Annotated in this window: 18 protein-coding genes; all 18 read right to left on the reverse strand. The window is 69.1% G+C overall.

Going from position 1 to position 22,195, the window contains the following annotated elements; all coding sequences use genetic code 11:
- Window positions 1–84: 84 nt before the first annotated feature.
- Entirely contained in the window at window positions 85–2,151 is a 2,067-nt protein-coding gene (locus ACT6S0_RS18035) for an exo-alpha-sialidase (RefSeq protein WP_444765174.1), read from the reverse strand.
- Between the two features lie 208 nt (window positions 2,152–2,359).
- Window positions 2,360–4,954, reverse strand: a complete 2,595-nt coding sequence (locus ACT6S0_RS18040; protein ID WP_444765175.1) for an RICIN domain-containing protein — start codon at window positions 4,952–4,954, stop codon at window positions 2,360–2,362.
- Between the two features lie 225 nt (window positions 4,955–5,179).
- The gene (locus ACT6S0_RS18045) at window positions 5,180–6,688 is read right to left on the reverse strand and encodes a UxaA family hydrolase (protein WP_444765176.1); all 1,509 of its coding nucleotides are present in this window, start codon (window positions 6,686–6,688) and stop codon (window positions 5,180–5,182) included.
- Window positions 6,678–7,007 (reverse strand): L-rhamnose mutarotase, encoded by a 330-nt coding sequence (locus ACT6S0_RS18050; RefSeq protein WP_444765177.1) that lies wholly within the window; start codon window positions 7,005–7,007, stop codon window positions 6,678–6,680. The genes ACT6S0_RS18045 and ACT6S0_RS18050 overlap by 11 nt, the downstream gene beginning before the upstream one ends.
- Window positions 7,008–7,021: 14 nt before the next feature.
- Entirely contained in the window at window positions 7,022–8,140 is a 1,119-nt protein-coding gene (locus ACT6S0_RS18055; protein WP_444765178.1) for a mannitol dehydrogenase family protein, read from the reverse strand.
- On the reverse strand, window positions 8,134–9,144 hold the full coding sequence (locus ACT6S0_RS18060) for a zinc-binding alcohol dehydrogenase family protein (RefSeq protein ID WP_444765179.1): 1,011 nt from the start codon (window positions 9,142–9,144) through the stop codon (window positions 8,134–8,136). Before ACT6S0_RS18060 ends, ACT6S0_RS18055 begins: the two co-directional genes overlap by 7 nt.
- Entirely contained in the window at window positions 9,138–9,983 is an 846-nt protein-coding gene (locus ACT6S0_RS18065) for an amidohydrolase family protein (protein ID WP_444765180.1), read from the reverse strand. Before ACT6S0_RS18065 ends, ACT6S0_RS18060 begins: the two co-directional genes overlap by 7 nt.
- The gene (locus tag ACT6S0_RS18070) at window positions 9,983–11,005 is read right to left on the reverse strand and encodes an aldo/keto reductase (RefSeq protein WP_444765191.1); all 1,023 of its coding nucleotides are present in this window, start codon (window positions 11,003–11,005) and stop codon (window positions 9,983–9,985) included. Before ACT6S0_RS18070 ends, ACT6S0_RS18065 begins: the two co-directional genes overlap by 1 nt.
- Window positions 11,006–11,034: 29 nt before the next feature.
- Window positions 11,035–11,985 (reverse strand): ABC transporter substrate-binding protein, encoded by a 951-nt coding sequence (locus ACT6S0_RS18075; RefSeq protein ID WP_444765181.1) that lies wholly within the window; start codon window positions 11,983–11,985, stop codon window positions 11,035–11,037.
- Window positions 11,986–12,008: 23 nt separating this feature from the next.
- The gene (locus tag ACT6S0_RS18080) at window positions 12,009–12,992 is read right to left on the reverse strand and encodes an ABC transporter permease (RefSeq protein WP_444765182.1); all 984 of its coding nucleotides are present in this window, start codon (window positions 12,990–12,992) and stop codon (window positions 12,009–12,011) included.
- The gene (locus ACT6S0_RS18085) at window positions 12,989–14,554 is read right to left on the reverse strand and encodes a sugar ABC transporter ATP-binding protein (RefSeq protein WP_444765183.1); all 1,566 of its coding nucleotides are present in this window, start codon (window positions 14,552–14,554) and stop codon (window positions 12,989–12,991) included. The genes ACT6S0_RS18080 and ACT6S0_RS18085 overlap by 4 nt, the downstream gene beginning before the upstream one ends.
- A 111-nt stretch (window positions 14,555–14,665) precedes the next feature.
- The gene (locus tag ACT6S0_RS18090) at window positions 14,666–16,228 is read right to left on the reverse strand and encodes an alpha-L-fucosidase (RefSeq protein WP_444765184.1); all 1,563 of its coding nucleotides are present in this window, start codon (window positions 16,226–16,228) and stop codon (window positions 14,666–14,668) included.
- 98 nt (window positions 16,229–16,326) lie between these two features.
- The gene (locus tag ACT6S0_RS18095) at window positions 16,327–17,049 is read right to left on the reverse strand and encodes a substrate-binding periplasmic protein (RefSeq protein WP_444765185.1); all 723 of its coding nucleotides are present in this window, start codon (window positions 17,047–17,049) and stop codon (window positions 16,327–16,329) included.
- A gap of 13 nt (window positions 17,050–17,062) precedes the next feature.
- The gene (gene mmsB / locus ACT6S0_RS18100; protein ID WP_444765186.1) at window positions 17,063–18,229 is read right to left on the reverse strand and encodes a multiple monosaccharide ABC transporter permease; all 1,167 of its coding nucleotides are present in this window, start codon (window positions 18,227–18,229) and stop codon (window positions 17,063–17,065) included.
- 11 nt (window positions 18,230–18,240) lie between these two features.
- Entirely contained in the window at window positions 18,241–19,782 is a 1,542-nt protein-coding gene (gene mmsA, locus ACT6S0_RS18105; protein ID WP_444765187.1) for a multiple monosaccharide ABC transporter ATP-binding protein, read from the reverse strand.
- Window positions 19,782–20,843 (reverse strand): multiple monosaccharide ABC transporter substrate-binding protein, encoded by a 1,062-nt coding sequence (chvE, locus tag ACT6S0_RS18110; RefSeq protein ID WP_444765188.1) that lies wholly within the window; start codon window positions 20,841–20,843, stop codon window positions 19,782–19,784. The genes mmsA and chvE overlap by 1 nt, the downstream gene beginning before the upstream one ends.
- A gap of 31 nt (window positions 20,844–20,874) precedes the next feature.
- Window positions 20,875–21,933, reverse strand: a complete 1,059-nt coding sequence (locus ACT6S0_RS18115; protein WP_444765189.1) for a non-reducing end alpha-L-arabinofuranosidase family hydrolase — start codon at window positions 21,931–21,933, stop codon at window positions 20,875–20,877.
- A 39-nt stretch (window positions 21,934–21,972) separates the two neighbouring features.
- A partial coding sequence (locus ACT6S0_RS18120) for an MFS transporter (RefSeq protein ID WP_444765190.1) occupies window positions 21,973–22,195 on the reverse strand: 223 nt, incomplete at its 5' end.

Consider the following 22,195-nt stretch of genomic DNA (forward strand, 5'->3'; position numbering starts at 1 on the left):
CGCCTCGCCAGCCAGCGGTGGGTCGGTTCACGGGGGCATTCCTGTGCGGATCGGGCAGGCGGCCGTGGCGTGTTCGGCGCCCGCTCAGCGCGGCACGCCGTAGACGAGGCCGCGGCCGACGGTGCTCATGTAGACACGGCCCTCGGTGTTCATGTCGCCGACGACGAACTGGCCGTTGCCCGGACCGCCGAACTGATGGGCGTCGTCGTTGATGCGGGTCCAGCTGGCGCCGGCGTCGGTGGAGCGGTACAGGCCGCGCTTGCCGCCGCCGGCCTCGCCCCAGAGGAAGACGGTGGGGTAGCTCGCACCGGCCATCGTCTTGCCGAAGCCCACGGCCGCGCAGTGGCCGACGTTGGCGAGCTGGGTGAAGGAGGCGCCGGAGTCGGTCGAGCGGCTCAGGCCCCCGCCGCCCAGCGCCACCCACAGGTCGCCCTCGCGGTCGGGTGCGGCGCGCAGCAGCGGCGAGCCGCCCGTGGCCAGCGTGGCCGCCGTCATGAAGCTGGCGCCGCCATCGCTGCTGACCAGCACGCGGCCGTTGTCGCTGTCGTAGCCGTAGAACTTGTTGGACTTGAGCGGATCGGCGATGGGCCGTGCTGCGCTGCCGTTCAGGCTGGCCACGGTGGTCCAGGTGGGGTTGGCGCTCGTGAAGTCGCTGCTGCGGTAGGTCGCGTTGGTGTTGCCGGACCGGTTCGTGTGCAGCAGTGTCTTGCCGTCGGCCGACAGTGCCACCTGCCAGGTCGTGGCCTGCGCGGCCACCTGGGTCCAGGTCGCACCGCTGTCTGCGGAGCGATAGAGCTTGTTGCCACCGGCCCGTACGACGACGGAGGTGTTGGCCGGCGCGACCGCCAGGCCCGACGTCGTGCCCACGCGCGGCGTGTGGATGGGGGCGTAGGCGTCGATGTCGGTGTGGCGGAAGCCGTCGTAATCGCCGATGACCGACAGCAGCGGGCCGCCTGGCACGCTGACGAGGTTCAGCGGCACGGTCTCCTCCAGCCCGCGCACGGCGAAGGTCCAGGTGGCCGGCGTGGCATCGAGGTTGGCGCAGCGGAACACGCCGTTGCCCGACGTGACCCAGGCCACCTTGGTGTCGAAGGGGTCGAACTCGATGCTGCTGGCCCAGTGGATGCTGTTGCCGGCGATCCAGCTGACGCCGTCGGTGTCCATCGCAAAGCCGCGCTGCACGATGTTGGTCCAGCTGGCGCCGCCGTTGGTGGACAGGAAGAACTGGTCGCCCCAGTTGCCGCCCTGCTGCGACCAGGTGTTGACGGTGGAGATCAGCAGGCGCTGCGGGTTCTTCGGGTCCACCGTCACGCCCGAGAAGGCGGACGTGCTGCCCGCCGGCGTGACCTGGGTCCAGCCGCCGCCGGCGACCTGGTACTTCCAGACCTGGCCGCGGTCGGCCGCGCCCTGGGCGTTGCCATGCGGGCCGGCACCGTTGGCATAGGTGATGTAGACATGGCCGTCGCCGGAGGCGACGGCGCGTTGCGGCATGAAGCCGGTGGGCGCGCCCGCGACCGGCGTGAAGCTGGTGCCGGCGTCGTCGCTGCGGTAGAGGTTGGGGCCGACCGAGTCGAACCGCGAGATGCCCACCAGGATGCGCCGGGCGCGACCGCCGGCCACGCTGGCGGGGTCCAGCAGCACGAAGGCGATGCCGGCCTCGTTGGGCGTGGTGGTCACCGGCAGCCCCGCCAGGCGGGTGAAGGTGGCGCCGGCATCGGTGCTGCGGAACAGGCCGTTGTTGCGCGAGCCTGCGTACAGCACGTTGCTGTCGCCGGGGTCGACCTGCAGCTTTTCGCCATTGCCGCGGCCCATGCCGTTGCCGTGCACGCGGAACTGCGCGCTCACGTCGGTGATGCGCGAGAAGCTGGCCCCGTAGTCGGTGGAGCGCAGCACGGCGGTCTTGCCGTTGCTGAAATAGGAGGTGCCGGCCAGCACGTAGAGCACGGCCGGGTTCTTGGGATCGAGGGCCAGGGATTCGACGCCCAGCAGGCCGACATCGGCCTCGGAGACGAAGTCCAGCAGAGCCACCCAGCGGCTGCTGGCATGGTCCCAGCGGTAGGCGCCGCCGACGTCGGTGCGGGCGTAGAACAGATGCTGCTGGGTCGTGCTGGCGATGACGCCCGGCACATAGCCGCCGCCGCCCATGGCCACGTTGCCCCAGCGATAGCCGGCCGGTGCGGGGGGCGGCGGCGGGGGCGGCGGAGGGGGTGGCGGGGCTGGGGGAGGAGGAGGCGCCGGGGGCGCCGGCGGGGGGGGCATCGGGGCGCCGTCGCCCGATGACCCACCGCCGCCGCAGGCGGACAACAACAGGGAGATGGCGGAAAGCGCCGCCCCGCGCCTCGTGGTCTTCATGCGTGGGTCAGAAGTTCTTCCATTGCTGGTTGTTGCCGGTGCCGCAGGCCCACTGGATGACCGACGCGCCGTCGCTGGTGCTGGCCGCGTTCACGTCCACGCACAGGCCGCTGTAGCGCGACTTGATGCGGAAGTAGCCGCCGCCCATGTCCTCCGTGGCCCATTGCTGGCTCGTGTTGCCGTTGCAGCTGGCCTGCACGACGGCGACGCCGTTGGCCGTGCTCTGGCTGGCCAGGTCCAGGCACTGCCCGCTGTGCGCGACCTTCACGCGCGACCAGCCGCTGCCGGCATCCTCGAAGCTCCACTGCTGGTTGGTGCCGCCGCTGCAGGCCCACTGGATCACCGTGGCGCCAGCGCTGCTGCTGGCGCCGAGCACGTCCAGGCACTTGCTGCTGTGCCGCACCTGCAGCATGCCGCCGGCCGGCGTGCCGTAGACCAGGCCGCGGCCGACCGTGCTCATGTAGACGCGGCCCTCGGTGTTCATGTCGCCCGCGACGAAGCGGCCGTTGCCGGGGCCGCCGTACTGGGCGGCGTCGTTGTTCACGCGCACCCAGTTGGCGCCGGCATCGGTGGAGCGGTAGACGCCGCGTTTGCCGGTGCCCACCGTGCCCCAGATGAAGACGGTGGGGTAGCTGGAGCCGCCCATGGCCTTGCCGAAGCCGACGGCGCCGGCATGGCTGACGTTGGCGATGCTGCTGAACGAGGTGCCCGAGTTGGTCGAGCGCGCCAGGCCGCCGTCGTTGAGCGCCACCCACACGTCGCCCTCGCGGCCGGGGGCCGTGCGGATGAGGTTCGAGCCCCAGTCCGCCAGCGTGGCGGTGATGCTGAAGCTCGCGCCGCCGTTGGTGCTGACGCGCACCGTGCCCCTGTCGTAGACATAGAACTTGTTCGAGTTCAGCGGGTCGGCCACGGGGACGACATCATTCGCGCTCAGCCCGCCCACGGCGGTCCAGGTCGGCGAGGCGCTCGTGAAGTTGGTGGAGCGCCAGGTGGTCGAGGGCTGGTCCTTGGCGCGGAAGGTATGCAGCAGCGTGCCGCCGTTGGCCGACAGTGCCACCGTGCCGTGGCTGCCCTTCACGCCGGCCACGTCGGTCCAGGTCGCGCCGGTGTCGCTGGAGCGCTTCATCGAACTGCCCGCGCGCACCATGGTCGAGGTCGCCCCCGCCGCGACGGCCAGGCCCGAGGTGGTGCCGATGCGCGGGTTGTGAACCTGGCCGTAGGCGTCGATGCTGCCGGTGTGCCGGAAGCCGTCGAAGTCGCCGATGACGGTGACCAGCGGACCGCCGGGCACGCTCACCGCGCCCAGCGGCACGGTCTCCTCCATGCCCTTGACCGTGAAGGTCCACGTCGGGGCGGAAGCATCGACATTGGGTGAGCGGAATACGCCGTTGCCGGACACGACCCAGGCGACCTTGCTGTCGAAGGGGTCGAACTGGATGTCGGTGGTCCAGTGGATGGACTCGGTGGAGATCCAGCTCACGCCGTTGGCGTCGAAGTTGAAGCCCTTGGCCACGAGGTCGGTCCAGGTCGCACCGCCGTTGGTGGACAGGAAGAAGCGGTCACCGTTGGCGTTCGGGCGCTGTGGCCACCAGGTGTTGCTGGTGGAGATGATGATGCGCTGGGCGTTGGAGGGGTCCACCGAGACGCCGGAGAAGGCGCGCGACATCGTCGACGGCGTCACATTCGTCCAGCTGCCGCCGGAGACGTTGTATTTCCAGACCTGGCCGGCGTCCAGCGGCTCGGGCGGGTTGACGTCCTTGCCGCCGTCGCCGGCCGAATGGGGGCCGGCGCCATTGCCGTAGGTGACGTAGAGGTTGCCGTCGCTGGCCAGGGCCGCCCGCTGGGGCATGTAGGCCGTCGGCGCGCCGGACACCGCCGTGAAGCTGGCGCCGCCGTTGTCGCTGCGGTAGAAGCTGGTGCCGACCGAGCCGTAGCGCGACACGCCCACGAAGAGGCGCTGGGCCACGCCGTTGACCACGCTGCCGGGGTCGAGCAGGACGAAGCTGATGCCGGCACCGTTGGGCGTCGTGGTCACCGGCAGCGAGGTCACCCGCGAGAAGGTGGCGCCAGCGTCCGTGCTCTTGAACAGGCCGTTCGCGCGCGAGCCGACATAGAGCAGGTTGCTGTTGCCGGGGTCGACCTGGATGCGTTCGCCATTGCCACGGCCCATGCCGTTGCCATTGGCGCGCCAGAGGTTGCTCACGTCGGTGATGCGGCTCCAGCTCGCGCCGTAGTCGGTGGAGCGCATCACCACCGTCTTGCCGTTGCTGTGGTAGGGCACGCCGGCGACCAGGTAGACGACGCCGTTGTTCCTCGGGTCCAGCGCCATCGACTCCACGTGGTACAGGCCGACGTCGTCCTGCGAGAAGCTGTCCAGCAGCGGGACCCACTTCGAGTTCGTCGCATCCCAGCGGTAGGCGCCACCCACGTCGGTGCGGGCGTAGAACAGGTTGCGCTGCGTCTTGCTGGGAATGACGGCGGTCACGTAGCCGCCGCCGCCCATGGCGACGTTGCCCCAGCGGTAGGACTGGGCTTGGGCGTGGGGCGCTGCGGCGAGCGCGAGTACGGACGCCACCAGGGGCGCGAGGATCCAGGTTTTCATCGCGGTTTGTCTCCAGCTGCCGGTCAGTCGCCGGCGTGTTGTATGGACGTTCCGCTTCAGCAGTTGCATGGCGACATGCGGTTCATCACGCCATCCATTTGGTCATACCAAATCGGAACAGGCGCGATGTTCATGCGCTGATTGGGCAATTACTCACCGGGTAAACGCTTGAACAAACGAAAAATTACCAAATTTGGCATGACCAAATAATGGAGCGTCGATGACTCACATCACGGCGCCGAGCTGCCAGGGCACGAACTCGTTGTCGCCCAGGCCATGTTCCTCGCTGAGGGTGAGGCCGCCCGAGGCCGTGTCCAGCATCAGCCGGAACAGCGCCTCGCCGGCCTCGGCCACGGTCTGCGTGCCGTCGACGATGCCGCCGGCGTTGAAGTCCATGTCGAGCGACATGCGCTCGAACAGCGGCGTGTTGGTGGCCAGCTTCAGCGACGGCGTGGGCTTGCAGCCATAGGTGGAGCCGCGGCCGGTGGTGAAGCAGATCAGGTTGGCGCCGCCGGCCACCTGGCCGGTCGCGGAGACGGGGTCGTAGCCCGGCGTGTCCATGAACACCAGGCCCGGGCCCAGCACCGGCTCGGCATAGCCCACCACATCGGTCAGCGCGCTGCTGCCGGCCTTGGCGACGGCGCCCAGCGATTTCTCCAGGATGGTCGTGATGCCGCCGGCCTTGTTGCCCGGCGACGGGTTGTTGTCCAGCTCGGCGCCGTTGCGCTCGGCGTAGTCCTCCCACCAGCGCAGGCGCGCCATCAGCTTGTCGGCGACTTCGGGCGACGTGGCGCGCGCGGTCAGCAGGTGCTCGGCGCCGTAGATCTCGGGCGTCTCGGACAGGATGGCCGTGCCGCCATGGCTCACCAGCAAGTCCACCGCCGCGCCCAGCGCCGGGTTGGCGCTGATGCCGGAATAGCCGTCCGAGCCGCCGCATTGCAGGCCCACCACCAGCCGGGAAGCCGGCACCGTGCTGCGCCTCGCCTGGCCGGCCTCCGCCGCCAGCTCGCGCACCAGCGCCTGGCCGGTGGCGATGGCCTCGCGCGTGCCGCCTTCGCCCTGGATGCTGAGGCTGCGCACGCGCGCGCCGCCGTCCAGCCCGTCCAGCAGCGCACCGACCTGGTTGACCTCGCAGCCCAGGCCGATGACCAGCACGGCGGCGAAGTTGGGATGCAGCGCGTAGCCGCGCAGCGTGCGCCGCAGCAGCGCCAGGCCTTCGCCGTCGCTCATGCCGCAGCCGCTGCCGTGGGTGATGGCGACCACGCCGTCCACGCCCGGCAGCGCGCCGGGCGCCTCGAAGGCACGGGCGATGGCCTTGCAGACGGTGGCCGAGCAGTTCACCGACGACAGCACGCCGATGTAGTTGCGCGTGCCGACGCGGCCATCGGCGCGGACATAACCTTCGAAGCTGGCGGCGTCCTGCGGCCGGTTCGCTGCCGACGTGCCGGCATCGACGGCCTGTGCCGGCAGCGTGGTGCCCATCTCGACGTTGTGCACATGCACGTGCTCGCCAGCCGCGATGGCCTGGCTGGCCATACCGATGGGCTGACCGTACTTCAGCACCAGCTCGCCAGGGGCGATGGCGCGCAGCGCGATCTTGTGGCCGGCGGCGATGGCGTCGCGCACGGGCAGCGTCGCCCCGTCGGCATGCCGGACTTCGCTACCGGCCGCCAGCGCCACGCGCGCCACGGCGACGTTGTCGCGTGCGTGGAGCTGGATCAGGTCAGTCGACATGAAACACGCACTCCATCATGGCCCAGTGCTCGCCCTCGGCGCGGCTTTCCAGCGGGCGCTGGCAGGGGCTGCAGAAGGTCCACCAGTGGCGGGTCTCGGGATCGGCGGCGATGGCGGCCATGTCGGCCTCGAAGTCGCTGCCGTGGTATTCCCAGTAGCCGAACAGCAGGTTCTCCGGCTCGCGCAGGAAGATGCTGTAGTTGCGGATATTGGACAGCGCCAGTTGGTTCAGCACGCCGGGCCACACGGCCACGTGCAGGCGCTTGTATTCGGCGATGTGCTCCGGCGCGATGCCAATCACCATGCCCATGCGTTGCATTGCGTCATCCTTGTTCAAGAGGTGGCCAGCGCGGCCTGGAGCAGCGGCTGGGCCAGGCCCGGCCGATGGCGCGCGGCCAGCTCGATGACCGGCTGCAGCCGCCGCGCCTTTTTCTGTGCGTGGTTCTGCGCGATATCGGCCAGTCGGTGCGCGAGGAAGGGGTTGAGCAGCCGGTCGCGCAGGCCCGCGAGGTAGGTCCGCGCCTCGTCGCCCTGGGCCAGTGCGTCGAACACCGGCAGCACTTCCTGCAGCCAGGCCTGCTCCAGTGGCTCACGCAGCGCGGGGGCCTGCATGGCCTGCAGCACCGTCATGTCGGCGGGCAGGCCGCCGCGCAGCCAGCCCTCGGCCAGCAGCGTGTGGCCGAGGTTGAGCAGGTAGAGCTTGAGGCGCTCGTGGCGGGCCAGGTCGTCGGTCAGCACGATGGCCGGGTGGCGGCACGGCAGCACCAGCCGCGGCTGCAGCTCGATGGCCCACAGCGCATAGGGCTCGGCCACGGCGCCGGCCGGCTCCAGCGGCTCGGAGACGATGCGGTCCACCAGCGAATTGGCCCACACCACATGGCCGTGCAGCCAGCCGATGAACGCCGCTGCGCAGCGCCAGGTGGCCGCCAGCGTGGTGAGCAGCTCGCGCAGCGCATCACCGTTGCGCGAGACCAGCTCGCAGGGCAGCAGGGTCAGTGCTGCGGCAGGCTGCGCCCGCCAGCGGTCGTGCAGCAGCACCAGCAAGCGGGCGGGAAAGGCCGCCGGTGCGGGAGCGCCTTCGGCCAGCAGCGCGGCGTCGTCCAGGCCGGCCGGCGCCCACCCGCTGTCGCCGGTGTTGGACACGATGACCCGCACCGGGCCGCGCGCGCGTTCGCGCAGCCCGGCCCAGTCGCTGCGGGCGTGCAGCACCTCGCGGACCGCGCGGCAGGTCTTGCGCACATCCACCGGCCGGCCGTCGAGCAGGCCGCGGACGTGCACCTCGTAGCCGTCGGCCAGCGCCTGGGCGCGGCGCGTGCTGGCCGGGCTGTCCGTGCCTTGCACGACGGTGATGCCGCCCAGCGCGTCTTCACCTTCGCCGACGAACAGGTCCACATGGGCCTGCAGAAAGCGGCTGGTGCCGAATTGCAGGATGGGGTGGCCGGCGGTCAGCACTCGATCAGCGCCTTGATGACGCCTTGCGTCGGGTCCAGCAGCTTGGCGAATCCCGCGGGAACTTCCGCCAGCGTGAGCCGGTGCGTGGCCAGCGCCGCATCGGGGACCAGGCCGTCGCGCATGGCCTGCATGACGGTCTCGAAGTCGTCCAGGGTGGCGTTGCGGCTGCCCAGCAGGGTGGCCTCGCGCTTGTGGAACTCGGGGTCGGAGAAAGTCAGCTCGCCCTGAACGATGGACACCAGCACATAGCTGCCGCCGTGGGCGATGAAGCGGAAGCCCCGCTCCATGGCCTGACGGTTGCCGGTGGCGTCGAAGACCACGTCGAAGAACTCGCCGTCCGTCAGGCCTGACAGCTGAGCCTCGTCGGCGTCGCCCAGCGGCACCGTATGGGTGACGCCGATGTGCTCGCGTGCGAAGGCCAGACGGTCGGCGCGACCGTCGATGGCGCTCACCTGGGCGCCGCGCAGCCGGGCGAACAGCATGACGCCCAGGCCGATGGGGCCGGCACCGACGACCAGCACGCGCTGGCCCGGCTTCAGTTCGCAGCGGCGCACCGCATGCGCGCCGATGGCCAGGAACTCCAGCATGGCGGCCTGGTCGAGCGTGATGCCGTCGGCGCGGCCGACGAAGCGGCGCGGCACGCTGACGAACTCGGCGAAGGCGCCGTCGCGGTGGACGCCCATCACCTGGATCTGGGTGCAGCAGTTGGTCTTGCCCTGGCGGCAGGCGATGCAGTCGCCACAGGACAGGTAGGGCATCACGTAGACCGCATCGCCGGGTGCCAGGCCGCTGTCGGGCTCGGCCTCCTCGACGATGCCGGACAGCTCATGCCCCATCACGCGCGGATAGGCGAGGTAGGGCTGGTTGCCGGTGAAGATGTGCAGGTCGGTGCCGCAGACGCCCACGCGCTTGACGCGCAGCAGCACCTCACCGGGCTGGCGGGTGGGGCGGGGGCGGTCGAGCGCGACGAGATGGCCGGGCGATTCGCAGGAGACGGTCAGCATGGGCAAAGGCGGTAGAGGCGGGCGGCGTTGTCGCCGAAGAGCGCGCGTATGTCGTCCGGCTGGGGTGACGGATATAGGCGTTGAACGAGGTCGTGGGCCATTGCCCACCAGCTGGCGTAGTCGCAGGCGAGGTTGACGACCGGCCAGTCGCTGCCCCACAGCAGCCGCGTGGGGCCGAACAGCAGCCACAGCGTCTGCACATAGGGTTGCAGCGCGCCGCCGTCGCGGCGTTCGCCGGCCTCGGTCAGCAGGCCGGAGACCTTGCAGTGCACCTGGGGCAGGGTGGCCAGCGCGGCCATGTCGGTAAGCCAGGGTTTGATCACGCCGCTGGCGACGGGGGGCTTGGCACCGTGGTCGATGACCAGCGTCAGGCCGGGATGGCGGCGGGCGAACCGGTGCAGTGCGCGCAGGTGGCGCGGCAGCACCAGGGCGTCGAAGACCAGCCCGTGGCGCTGCATGGCCCGGGCCGCCGCATCGCAGGCGGGGTCGGCGATCCAGTCGGTGTCGGACAGGTCCTGCAACATGGGCCGCAGGCCCTTGAGAAGCGGGTCGCGCGCGAGGTCGTCGATTTGCGCGGCGGCGTCGGCGGCCTTGAAGTCCACCCAACCGACGACACCGCGCACCCACGGTGTCTGCGCAGCGACCGACAGCATCCAGCGCGTGTCGGCGACGCTGGGCAGGGACTGCACCAGCACGGTCGCCTCCACGCCGGCCGCATGCAGATGCGGTGCCAGGTCTTGCGGGCCGAAGTCGCGGTGGAGAGCCTGCAGAGACGCGGGCGGCCAGTGGCCCTCGCGGTCGGCCAGCCGCCAGAAGTGCTGGTGGGCGTCGACCTGCATCAGGCCTCCTTGGCGCAGGCTGCGGGCAGCGGCGCCTCGGCGTGCAGCAGGCCGCGGTGGCGCAGCGCGGGCCAGAGGTCATCGGGCAGCGGGCGGCGCATCCAGCTCACGTTCGCGATGACCTGCTGGGGTGAGCGCATGCCGGCCAGCACGCTGACGACAGCGGGGTGGGCCAGCGGGAAGCGCAGCGCCGCGGCCTCCAGCGGCACGCGGAACTCGGCGCAGGTTTCGGCCAGCGCGCGGGCGCGCTGCAGCATGTCGTGCGGCACGCTGCCGTAGTTGTAGCGGGCCTGGCCGGCCAGCAGGCCCGAGTTGAACGGACCGCCGATGATGACGCCCACGCCCTGTGCCGCGCAGCGGTCCAAGAAGGGCAGCGCGCCCTGTTCAAGCAGGGTGTAGCGCCCGGCCAGCAGCACGCAGTCCAACGGCGCGGCAGCGAGCGCGTCCTGGGCGACCTCCCATTCGTTGACGCCCAGCCCGATGGCGCGCACCAGGCCCTGGCTGCGCAAGGCCTGCAGCGCCCGGAAGCCGCCGCCCTCGGTCAGCGCCTTCCAGTGGAACTGGTTCCTGTCGCCATGGGTGGCGCGCCCGATGTCGTGCACCAGCAGGATGTCGATGCGTTGCACGCCCAGGCGCTGCAGGCTGGCTTCGAAGGAGCGCATGACGCCGTCGTGGCTGTAGTCGAAGACGGGCCGCAGCGGCAGCGGGTCGGCCCAGCCGTCATCGCCCGGGCGCACGCCGTCGTCGGGCACCATGACGCGTCCGACCTTGGTCGAAAGCACAAAGCCGCCGCGGCGCCGCCCGGTCAGGAAGGCGCCCACGCGGCCCTCGCTGCGCGTGTAGCCGTAGAAGGGTGCGGTATCGATGAAGCGCAGGTCCTGCTCCCAGGCCGTCTGCAGCGTGGCGGCGGCGGTGGGGCCATCGACGGCGTCGTACAACCCCGCCAGCGCTGCAGCACCCAGGCCCAGCGTGCTCAGGCGCAGGCCAGTGCCGGCCAGGGGGCGGCTCGGGAACTTGTTCATGCGCAGCAGGGTGGAACGTCTGAGCAGCATCAGTACAGGACGGCCTTGGCCTGGGGCGACGCCAGGTTGTCTTGGGTCACCCAGACGACGCCGGTGTCGCGGAACTTGGGCACCGTCTTCTTCTGCAGGATGTCGTTCACGGTCTTCACGCCCAGAAAGCCCATCTGGTAGGAACCCTGCACGGCGATGCCCGCCAGCGCGCCATCGGCGACGAACTTCTGCAGGTCCTGATTGCCGTCGAAGCCGATGGCGACGACCTTGCCGGCCCGCCCGCTCTGCACCAGTGCACGGCCCATGCCCACGGCGGTGGGCTCGTTGGCACCGAAGATGCCCTTGAGGTCCTTGTGCGCGGCCAGCACGTCGGTGGTCTGGTTCAGCGCCGTGGCCATTTGCGACTGCGAGTAGAACGGCCCGATGATCTGCAGCTTGGAGTTGGCCTTCAGGTAGGTGGTGAAGGCGCCCACACGCCCGACCTCGGAGCCGGCACCGGCGACGTAGGACATGACGGCCACCTTGCCGGTGGTGCCGATCTTGGCGATCAGTTCCTTGGCGCACAGCTCGCCGGCGGCCCGGTTGTCGGTGGTCAGGAAGGACTGGTAGTAGGTCTTGCCGCTGTCCGACACCTGCGAGTCAATCAGCACGACGGGGATGCGCGCCTCCCAGGCCTTCTTGATGGCGGGTACCAGCGCATCGGGGTCGGACGGTGCCAGCACGATGCCGGCCACGCGTCGGTTGACGGCGTTCTCGACGAGGTTGACCTGGTCGGCGATGGCCGATTCGCTGGCCGGGCCGGAGAAGGTCATGGTGTGGCCGCTGACCTCCTTCATGCCGGCCGTGGCGCCCTTGTTGACGTTTTGCCAGAAGGTGGAGTTGGTGGTCTTGACGATGACGGCGATCTCGCCGGCCTGGGCACCGGCACCGAGCAGGCCGAGGGCGGCGCTCAGCAGGGCCAGGCGCGGGAAGGGCAGGGGGCGTTGCATGCTTGTCTCCAGGGGTTTTGTAGTCAGCGGCGGTTGCGCAGCTGGTCGATCCAGACGGTGAAAAGGATGACGCAGCCGATGATGATCTGCTGCGTGAACGACGAGACGCCGTTCATGTTCAGACCGTTGCGCAGGATGCCGATGACGAAGGCGCCGATGACGGTGCCGGAGATGGTGCCGACGCCGCCCATCAGCGAGGTGCCGCCGATCACGGCCGCGGCGATGGCGTCCAGTTCGTACATGACGCCCTCGTTGGGCTGGGCGGTGACCAGGCGCGACATCAGCACGCAGCCCGTCAGCCCGGCCAGCGCGCCAGACACGACGTAGGCGAACATGGTCACGCGGCCCACGTCCACGCCCGAGAGGCGGGCGGCCTCGCCGTTGGAGCCCACCGCATGGATATGGCGGCCCAGCGTCGTGCGGCGCAGCAGCAGGCCCGCGACGACGGCCAGCACCACCATCAGCAGCACGGGGTAGGGGATGCCGGGGAACACGACGTTGGGGAAGCCCTGCGCGTCGATCTCCTCGATGCGCCACAGCGCGCCGTTGCCCAGCGTGCCGAAGGCCTCGCCCAGGCCGGAAACGGCGCGTGCATCGGTCATCTGCAACGCGACGCCGCGGGCCACCAGCATCATGCCCAGCGTGGCGATGAAGGGCGGCAACCGCAGGCGCGTGACGCACAGCCCGTTGATGACGCCGCACAGCGCACCGACGACGACGCCCAGCGACATGGCCGCGCTGACGGGCAGGCCGGTCTTGACCAGCAGGCCCGCGACAACCCCCGACAGGGCCAGCACCGAGCCCACGGACAGGTCGATGCCGCCCGTCAGGATGACGAAGGTGGCGCCGATGCCGAGGTAGACGATGGAGGTGACCTGCAGCGACACGGTCATCGCATTGCCGACGGAGAAGAAGGCCTCGCTGGTCAGCGAGAACACGAGGGTCAGCAGCAACAGGCCCGCCAGCGCGGCGAACTTCTGGATGAGGTCTTTCTGGCGGTCGTTCATGGGCCTTGGGATGCGAGTGCCGCGGCGGGCGGCAGGGGGGCCTCGGCCGGGGCGACCGAGGCGAGGTGCATGACGTCATGCTGGGTGCAGCGGCGGGTCTCGAGGAGACCGGCCACGCGGCCCTGGCGGAAGACGGCCACGCGGTCGGTGAGGCCCATGATCTCGGGCAGGTCCGAGCTGATCATGACGACCCCGACGCCTTGTGCGGCGAGCAGGTCCATCAGGGCGTAGATCGCATAGCGCGCGCCGACGTCGATGCCGCGCGTGGGCTCATCGAACAGGATGACGCGGGCCTGGCGGAACAGCCATTTGGCGATCACGACCTTCTGCTGGTTGCCACCCGACAGCAGCCGGGCGAGCTGCTCCGGCGAGGGCGTGCGGATGCCGAGCTGGTCAATGAAGTGCCCGGCCGTCCGACGCTCGCGGGCGGCGTCGATGAAGCCCAGGCCGCTGGCCACCTCGGCCAGGTTGGCCAGCGTGATGTTGTGGGCCACGCTCATGTTCACGGCCAGGCCGTGGGCCTTGCGGTCCTCGGACACGTAGGCGATGCCCGCGGCGATGGCGTCGCGCGGCGAGCGGATGCGCAGCCGCTGGCCAGCGAACTCCACGCTGCCGGCGTCGGCGAGGTCGGCTCCGAAGATGGCGCGCGCCACTTCAGTGCGACCGGCGCCCACCAGGCCTGCGAAGCCCAGGATCTCGCCTCGCCGCAACTCGAAGTCCACCGGACCGAAGACACCGTGGCGCGCCAGCCCGGCCACGCGCAGCAGCACCTCGCCGGTGGGCCGGCGGGTGATCGGCGGGAACTGCTGGTTGAGCTCGCGGCCGACCATCAGGCTGACGATCTCGTCGATGGACGTGGCGGCCCAGTCCAGCGTGCGGATGTACTGGCCGTCGCGCAGCACGGTGACGCGGTCGACGATGTGGGCCAGCTCGTCCAGCCGGTGCGAGATGTAGAGGATGCCCACGCCCTCGCGCTTGAGATCCTGCACGACCTTCAGCATGCGCGCAGCGTCGGCCTCGCCCAGCGACGAGGTGGGCTCGTCCATGATGAGCAGCCGCGCCTGCATGGACAGCGCCTTGGCGATCTCCACCATCTGCTGCTGGGCGATGGACAGCGTGTCGATCTGGGCGTGGGGCGAGATGTCCACGCCCAGGCGCTGCAGGCAGGCGAGGGCGCCTTCGCGCTGGTGCTCGCGGTCGACGAACCAGCCGCGCCTGGGCTCGCGGCCCAGCCAGATGTTCTCGGCCACGGTGAGGTGGGGCACCAGGTTCAGCTCCTGGTGGATCATGACGATGCCCAGCGTCTGCGCCTGCTGCAGGCCGGCGATGCGCACCGGCGCGCCATCGATGCGGATCTCGCCGTCGTCCGGTGTGTAGACGCCACTGAGGAACTTCATCAGCGTCGACTTGCCGGCGCCGTTCTCGCCGCAGATGGCATGCACTTCGCCTGCGCGCACATCCAAGGCCACCCCCTGCAGCGCGACGACGTTGTCGAAGCGCTTGCAGACGCCCTGCATGCGCAGCAACGGCACGTCGAGCGAGGTGATGGCGGCAGGGATCATCGAACCGTTGGCAGTGAGTTTTCGGTCATGCCACTTTGACATACGGGCGATATTGGTAAGACCATCGCAAACCCTCCGGTTCGCCACCGGAATGCGCGGCCGGCGGCATGCTCACCCGAAGGCGACGCGCAGAGCGCTGGCGTGGCGGCTTGGCAGGCGTTCGGGCACGTCGACCTCCAACCCCTGCGCGGTCTGGCGGAAGGGCAGCGGCCCCGCTCCCAGCAGTTCGACGCGGCGCACGGCGCGCGCCTCATGCGGGCTGCCGCGCCGCAACGAGGCGATCTTCACCGTGCCCTTGGGTTCGCCCAGTGTCAGCGCATACAGCGCGCCGGCCTTGGTGGTGAAGCGGATGTCCTGCGGCGTGTACAGGGTGTCCTCCTTGAACGCACCGCTTGCGGCCGAGGTGGGGCCTTCACCGTAGACCTTCCATGGTCGCGTGCCGTGGATGGCATCGCCATTGACCTTCATCCACGCCGCCATCTCCGTCATCAGCCGATCGGATTCGGGCGCGAGTGTCCCGTCGGCACGCTGCACCACGTTGAGCAGCATGTTGCCGTTCTTGCTGACGATGTCGCACAGCATCGCCAGTACCTGGGCCGGCGTCTTGTAGCGGTCGTGCTCGGAGAAGAACCAGTCGCCATTGGAGGTGCAGGTCTGCCACGGCAGCGGGTTGATGCCTTCGAGCACGCCACGCTCGACGTCCTGCACGCCGACCTCGCGGATGAATTCACCCGAGCCCAGCGACTTGTGGTTGAAGACGGCCTGCATCGCGCCGTGGCGGCGCATCGAGGTGTTGAACAGGTGCGCGATCACGGCCCGCCCCACTTCGCCGAAGGGAATGCCGCCGTCGGAGTACAGCAGGTCGGGCTGGTGGCTGTCGATGAGGTCGACGACGCGGCGGTACCAGATCTCGTGGAACTTCGGATTGTTCGTGTACCAGTCGCCGCCACGGTTCAGGTAGGGCGTGTCATGCGGCTCATGGTAGAGATCGAAGTTCTCCGGCTTGGCGCCGTCGTAGGCCACGCCGAGCTTGGGCCAGAACTGGTCGCATTGGTGGCTGGTCCACCACCAGTTGTGGCTGGCGCCCAGGTGCTCCGACACGCCGAAGTGCAAACCGCGCTTGCGCGTGGCACGGGCCCAGTCGCCCACCACGTCGCGCATGGGGCCGAGCTTGGTGGCATTCCAGCGGTGGTGCTTGGAATTCCACAGGTCGAAGTTGTCGTGATGCACGCCCATGGAGACGAAGTACTTGGCGCCTGCGGCCACATAGCGGTCCATCAGCGCCTCGGGCTCAAAGCGCTCGGCTTTCCAGCGCTGCAGGATGTCCTTGTAGCCGACCTCGGACGGATGACCATACGTCTTGACATGGTGCTCGTAGTGAGGGTGGCCGGGCACGTACATGAATCGTGCGTACCAATCACCTTGGCCGGGTACGGCCTGGGGGCCCCAGTGCGACCAGATGCCCAGCTTGGCGTCACGGAACCAGGACGGCACCGCCGCCGCCCGCAGCGAATCGGCTGCGGCTGTGAAGGGGCCGCCCGACGAGGGTGGCGGTTTGTACGCAGCGGGTGCTGGGCGCACGCACGCCTGCGCTTGTGCGACGCGCGCGGCACCGACACCGGCGGCGGCCAGCAGTGGCGTCACCAGGAAGTTGCGTTTACTCAGATCGGACATGGTTGTCTCCCATTGGGAATGTGCGCCACTGCGGGCGATCGAATGCGCGGTTTCGCGCACAAGTGGTATGACCAATTCTACACGACGAGAATCTGGTATTACCTGTAGTGGTCGTAGAGGGCTTTCAGCGTGCCGTCGGCCTGCAGGCGTTCGATGGCGCGGTTCAACGGCCCCAGCAGGGCGGCTCTTTCCGGAGAGAGCGCGCAACCCAGCTGGTAGTGCTCGACCTCGAGGGCCTCGCGCAGGCCGCTGTCCGGGTGGTCTTTCTGGAAGTGTTCGAGGGTGGCGCGGTCGGTGATCGCGTAGCGGACGCGGCCCAGGGCCAAGCGGCGCAGGTTGATCGTTGCATCGGGCACGTCCTCGCGCCGCATCGGCTGCATGAGGGCCTGGTCGAGGACGGGGTAACGGTAGCCCAGCACCGTGCCCAAGGGTTCGTTCCTGAGTTCGTGCAGGCTCGTCAGCGGCGGGGCGGCAGGGTGTGCGGCGATGACGCCGACGCCTACCAGAAAGGGGCGGGTCCATAGGACGGTGTCGTCCAGCCAGCCGGGCTTGACGTAGCAGAGCAGGTCGGCGGCCCCCGAGGCCACCGCAGGGCCGGCGCGCTTGCTGGGCAGCGCAATGAACAGCGGCCTCAGACCCAGCATGCCGGCGAGCGCCTCGCCAACATCCTTGAGCAGGCCTTCGACCGGTTCGACGCCCGCCATCTTCAGCAGCGGCATGGATTGGTTGGTCGGCGCGACGATGCGCAGCACTGCGCCAGGATTCTCGGCCTTGACCCCTGCCCCGGCCAGCAATGCGGCGGCCAGCACCACGCGCTTCATGGTGCGGCGGCCCTCAGCCCTTGCGGCGGTTGTAGACGTCGAATACGACGGCGGCCAGAAGCACCACGCCCTTGATGACCTGTTGCCATTCGATGCCGATACCCAGGATGGACATGCCGTTGTTCATGACTCCCATGACGAAGGCGCCGATGACGGCGCCCGACACCTTGCCGCCGCCCCCAGTGGCGGTGGCGCCGCCGATGAAGCAGGCGGCGATGACGTCCAGCTCGAAACCGAGCCCGGCCTTCGGCGTCGCGGTGTTCAGACGCGCTGCGAATACCAACCCGGCCAGGGCCGCCATGACGCCCATGTTGGCAAAGCACAGCAGCGTCAGCCGCTCCGTCGGGATGCCCGACAGCCGCGCCGCGCGTTCGTTGCCGCCGAGGGCGTAGATGCGCCGGCCCAGCGTGGTGCGCTGGGTGATGAAGACATACAACCCGATCAGCACCACCATCAGCAGCAGCACGTTGGGCAGGCCCTTGTAGGAGGCCATCAGCCACATCAGCCCGCCCAGGGCCGCGGACTGCGCGGACACGCGAAGCAGGAACAGCGCCAGCGGCTCGGCGGCGTTGCCCAACCTCGCGGCCTTGCGGCGCAGCAGCAGGTCGCGCAGCGCCAGGGCCGCGACCAGCGTGAAGCCCAGCAGCAGCGACATGGGATGGCCTTCGCCGCCTTCGCCCAGCTCGGGCAGGAAGCCGCTGCTGAGCAGCTGGAAGCTCTCGGGGAAGGGGCCGATGGACTGGCCGCTCAGCAGCGCCAGCGCCAGGCCCTTGAACACCAGCATGCCGGCCAGCGTGACGATGAAGGAGGGAATCTTGAGATACGCGACGAACCAGCCTTGCAGGCCGCCGACCAGCGCGCCGGCAGCAAGGCACAGCGCGGCCGACGGCAGCACCGGCCAGCCCATCTCCACCATCAGCACTGCGGCCAGCGCGCCGATGAAGCCGCAGACCGAGCCCACCGACAGGTCGATGTGCCCGGCCACGATGACCAGCAGCATGCCCAGCGCCATGACGACGATGTAGCTGTTCTGCAGGAAGATGTTGGTGAGGTTCAGCGGCTGCAGCAGCGTGCCGTCGGTGAGCACCTGGAAGAAGCCCATGATGCAGACCAGCGACAGCAGCATGCCGTAGTCGCGCAGGTGCGATGCCATGAAGTGGCGCAGGGAAGAGGGGAGCATGGCGGTTGTTCTCAATGGGTGCGCAGAAGGGCGTGCATGACGGTTTCCTGGGTCGCACCCGCGACCGGCATCTCGCCGACGAATGTCCCTTCGTTCATGAGGTAGAGGCGGTCGCACAGGCCCAGCAGCTCGGGCAGTTCCGACGAGATCATCAGGATGGCGCGGCCCTGTGCCGCGAGGCTGGCGATGAGGCTGTAGATCTCGAACTTGGCGCCGACGTCGATGCCGCGGGTGGGCTCGTCGAGGATGAGCAGCTCGGGATCGGTGAACAGCCACTTGGCGAGCACCACCTTCTGCTGGTTGCCGCCCGAGAGATTTCCCACCGACTGGTGCACGCCGGCGCAGCGGGTGGCCAGGCGCTGTCGGAAGTCGCTGGCGACGCGGAACTCGGCGGCGTCGTCCACGACACCGTGGTGCGACACGCCCTCCAGCCGGCTCAGCGACGTGTTGCGGGCGATGCTGTCCTGCAGCACCAGGCCCAGGCCCTTGCGGTCCTCGGTGACGTAGGCCAGGCCTGCCCGGATGGCGCGCCTGACCGTGGACACGTCGACCTGCCGGCCATTCATCCATGCCGAGCCGCGGATGCGCCGTCCCCAGGAACGGCCGAACACGCTCATGGCCAGTTCGGTGCGGCCCGCGCCCATGAGGCCGGCGATGCCGACGATCTCGCCGCGGCGCACGTTCAGGTTCACGCCCTTCACGGCCTCGCGGCCGACATGCAGCGGGTGCTCCACCCACCAGTCCTTCAGCTCGAACAGCACCTCGCCGGGGTTGGGCTGGCGCTTGGGGTAGCGGTCCTGCATCTCGCGGCCCACCATGGCCTGCACGATGGCGGCCTCGGCAGGCGGCGCGTGCTGGCAGTCCAGTGTCGTGATGGTGGCGCCGTCTCGCAGCACGGTGATGGTGTCGGCTACCTCGGCGATCTCGTTGAGCTTGTGCGAAATCAGCACACAGCTGACGCCCTGGGCGCGCAGCCGCTTCAGCAGTGCCAGCAGCGCCGCGCTGTCGTCCTCGTTGAGGCTGGCGGTCGGCTCGTCGAGGATGAGCAGCCGAACGTCCTTGGCAAGCGCCTTGGCGATCTCGACCAGCTGCTGCTTGCCTACGCCGATGTCGGCGATCAGGGTGTGGGGCGATTCGTCCAGCCCCACCTGGCGCAGCAGGTCCACGGCGCGTTGGTGGGTGCGGTCCCAGTCGATCACGCCGTGGCGGGCCTGCTCATGGCCGAGGAAGAGGTTCTCGGCGATGGACAGCTGCGGGATCAGCGCCAGCTCCTGATGGATGATGACGATGCCCAGCGCCTCGCTGTCGCGAATGCCAGAGAAGCGCTGCAGCCGGCCGTCGAACCAGATCTCGCCGTCGTACTCCGGATGCGGGTAGACGCCGGACAGCACTTTCATCAGCGTGGACTTGCCGGCGCCGTTCTCGCCGATGACGGCATGGATCTCGCCATGCCGCACCGTGAGTTCGACATGGCGCAGCGCGGCGACGCCGTGGAACTCCTTCTGGATCGCGCGCATCTCCAGCAGCGCGTCCGACCGCACCTGGGCTTGCATCACTTCAGCTGACTTTCCTTGTAGTAGCCGCTGTCCACCAGCACGCTCTTGACGTTGCTGGCGTCCACGGCCACTGGCTTGAGCAGGTAGGAGGGCACGACCTTGACGCCGTTGTTGTAGGTCTTGGTGTCGTTGACCATCGGCGTGCGGCCGGACAGCGCAGCGTCCACCAGGCCGGCGGTGACCTTGGCCAGCTCGCGCGTGTCCTTGAAGACGGTGGAGGTCTGGTCACCGCGCAGGATGGCCTTGACCGAGGGCAGGTCGGCGTCCTGACCGGTGATGACGGGCATGGGTTGCTTGGGCGTGCCGTAGCCCACGCCCTTGAGCGACGAGATGATGCCGATGGACAGGATGTCGGCCGGTGCCAGCACGGCGTGCAGCTTCTCCTTGCCGTAGAAGGCCGACAGCAGGTTGTCCATGCGCGCCTGGGCAGTCGCGCCATCCCAGCGCAGGATGCCGACCTTCATCGCGCCGGTCTGCTTGCTGCGGATGACGAGCTTGCCGCCGTCGATGTAGGGCTTGAGCACGCTCATCGCGCCGTCGTAGAAGAAGCCCGAGTTGTTGTCGTCGGGCGAGCCGGCAAACACCTCCAGGTTGAACGGGCCCCTGCCCTGCTTCAGGCCCAGCTTGTCGACGATGGAAGCCGCCTGCAGCACGCCCACCTGGAAGTTGTCGAACGTAGCGTAGAAGTCGACGTTGGCCGAGCCGCGGATCAGCCGGTCGTAGGCGACGACCTTGACGCCCTTCTCGGCGGCCTTCTTCAGCACGCCCGACAGCGTGCTGCCGTCGATGGAGGCGATGACCAGCGCCTTCACGCCCTTGGTCAGCATGTTCTCGACCTGGGACAGCTGCACCGGGATCTCGTCGTCGGCGTACTGCAGATCGGCTTGGTAGCCCAGCGCCTTGAAGGCCTTGACCATGTTGTCACCGTCGGCGATCCAGCGTTGCGAGGCCTTGGTCGGCATGGCGATGCCGACGGTGCCTTTGCCCTGGGCCAGCACGGTGGTGGCGGGGGCCAGGCTCAGCAACAGGCCGAGGGTGAGGAAGGTGTTGCGGCGCATGTCGTCTCCTGGATGTTTTGCTGGGTGGCGTTCACTTCTTGCACAAGGTGCTGATGGGGTTGGGGCCGGTGGCGGTGATCAGGCCCAGCCGGTAGGGCAGCTCGATGTACTCGTACTTCTTGCCCGGCAGCATGTCCAGCCCCTGGTAGAGGAAGCGCAGCGGTTTGCAGGGGTCGATGGCCAGCGTCTGGTCGATGCCGGCGCGGACCAGTTCGCCGTGGGACACGCCCTCGGACCAGACGCGGCCTTGGAACCTGACGTTCTGCGCGCCGGCGAACAGGTTCATCGGTGCGCCCGGCATGGGCTTCCACGGGCCCTCAAGGCGGTCGGCCGTCCAGGCGCGGAAGTAGCGGCCGCCCGGCCCCATCGCCTCGACGAGGGTGAGGTACTGGTTCGTGCCGGCGATCTTGTAGGTGTTGCTGGCCTCGAAGAGGTCCTCGCGCTTCTCCTTCAGGACGACGACCGGTGTGGAGAAGCCCTGCGGGAAGCGCTCGATCGGCGTCTCGGCGCGGTAGAAGCTGCCGTGGTCGTCGGTGAAGAAGAGGTGGCACTTGCTGTCGTCGCAGATGATCCAGAAGTCCAGCCAGGCCGCCTTGCCGTTGTCGACCTTCACGATGTCGGGCGCGGCGGCGTAGAAGGGCTTGGGTGCCGTCCATGACTTGGGGTCGCTGATGTCCGTGGTGGTGGAGTACAGCGGGTCGCCGCCCTGGAAGATCAGGTACCAGAGCTTTTGCGGCGCGAAGTAGAAGACCTGAGGTGCCGCGCGGTAGCCGGGGCCGATGGGCGACTTGTCCAGCATGAACAGAGGCGCCTGGGGCGCGTCCTCCCAGCGGGCGAAGCTGGTGTATGCCATGTGCCAGCCGCCCTTGCCGGCCGTGGTCATGAAGACGTGGTAACGGCCATCGTGATGGACGATGGTGGGGTCCTTGACGCCGAGGATGTGCGGGGCGTCGGCGGGCGGCCGGACCAGCGGCGCACTGGACTTCCACGCGAACGGCGGAGCCGTCGGCACGGGTGGGGCGGCGTGGGCGAAGGTGGCCAGGGCCAGCCCCAGCGCGTTCAGCATCAGGGTCGTCTTGCGGTTGCGCATGTCTTGGGTGGGTGTTGAGCGTTCGGTGGGGAAGCGGCCTCAGACGCGGCCACGCGTGGCTTCGAGTTGCTTGCGGATGTCGCCCATGCGGCCTTCCGTCAGCGGGAAGCGCAGGATGGCCACGAGCGCCAGCACCAGGCCGATGACGGGGATGCCCGACAGCAGGATGCGGATCCAGAAGATGGCCTCCGGCGTCTGGATGTCCTGCTTGGCATCGAAGCCGGTGAACTGCAGGATCCAGCCCGAGGCGCCCACGCCCAGG

Source organism: Roseateles sp. (genome assembly GCF_052436255.1).
Lineage (GTDB): Bacteria > Pseudomonadota > Gammaproteobacteria > Burkholderiales > Burkholderiaceae_C > Pelomonas.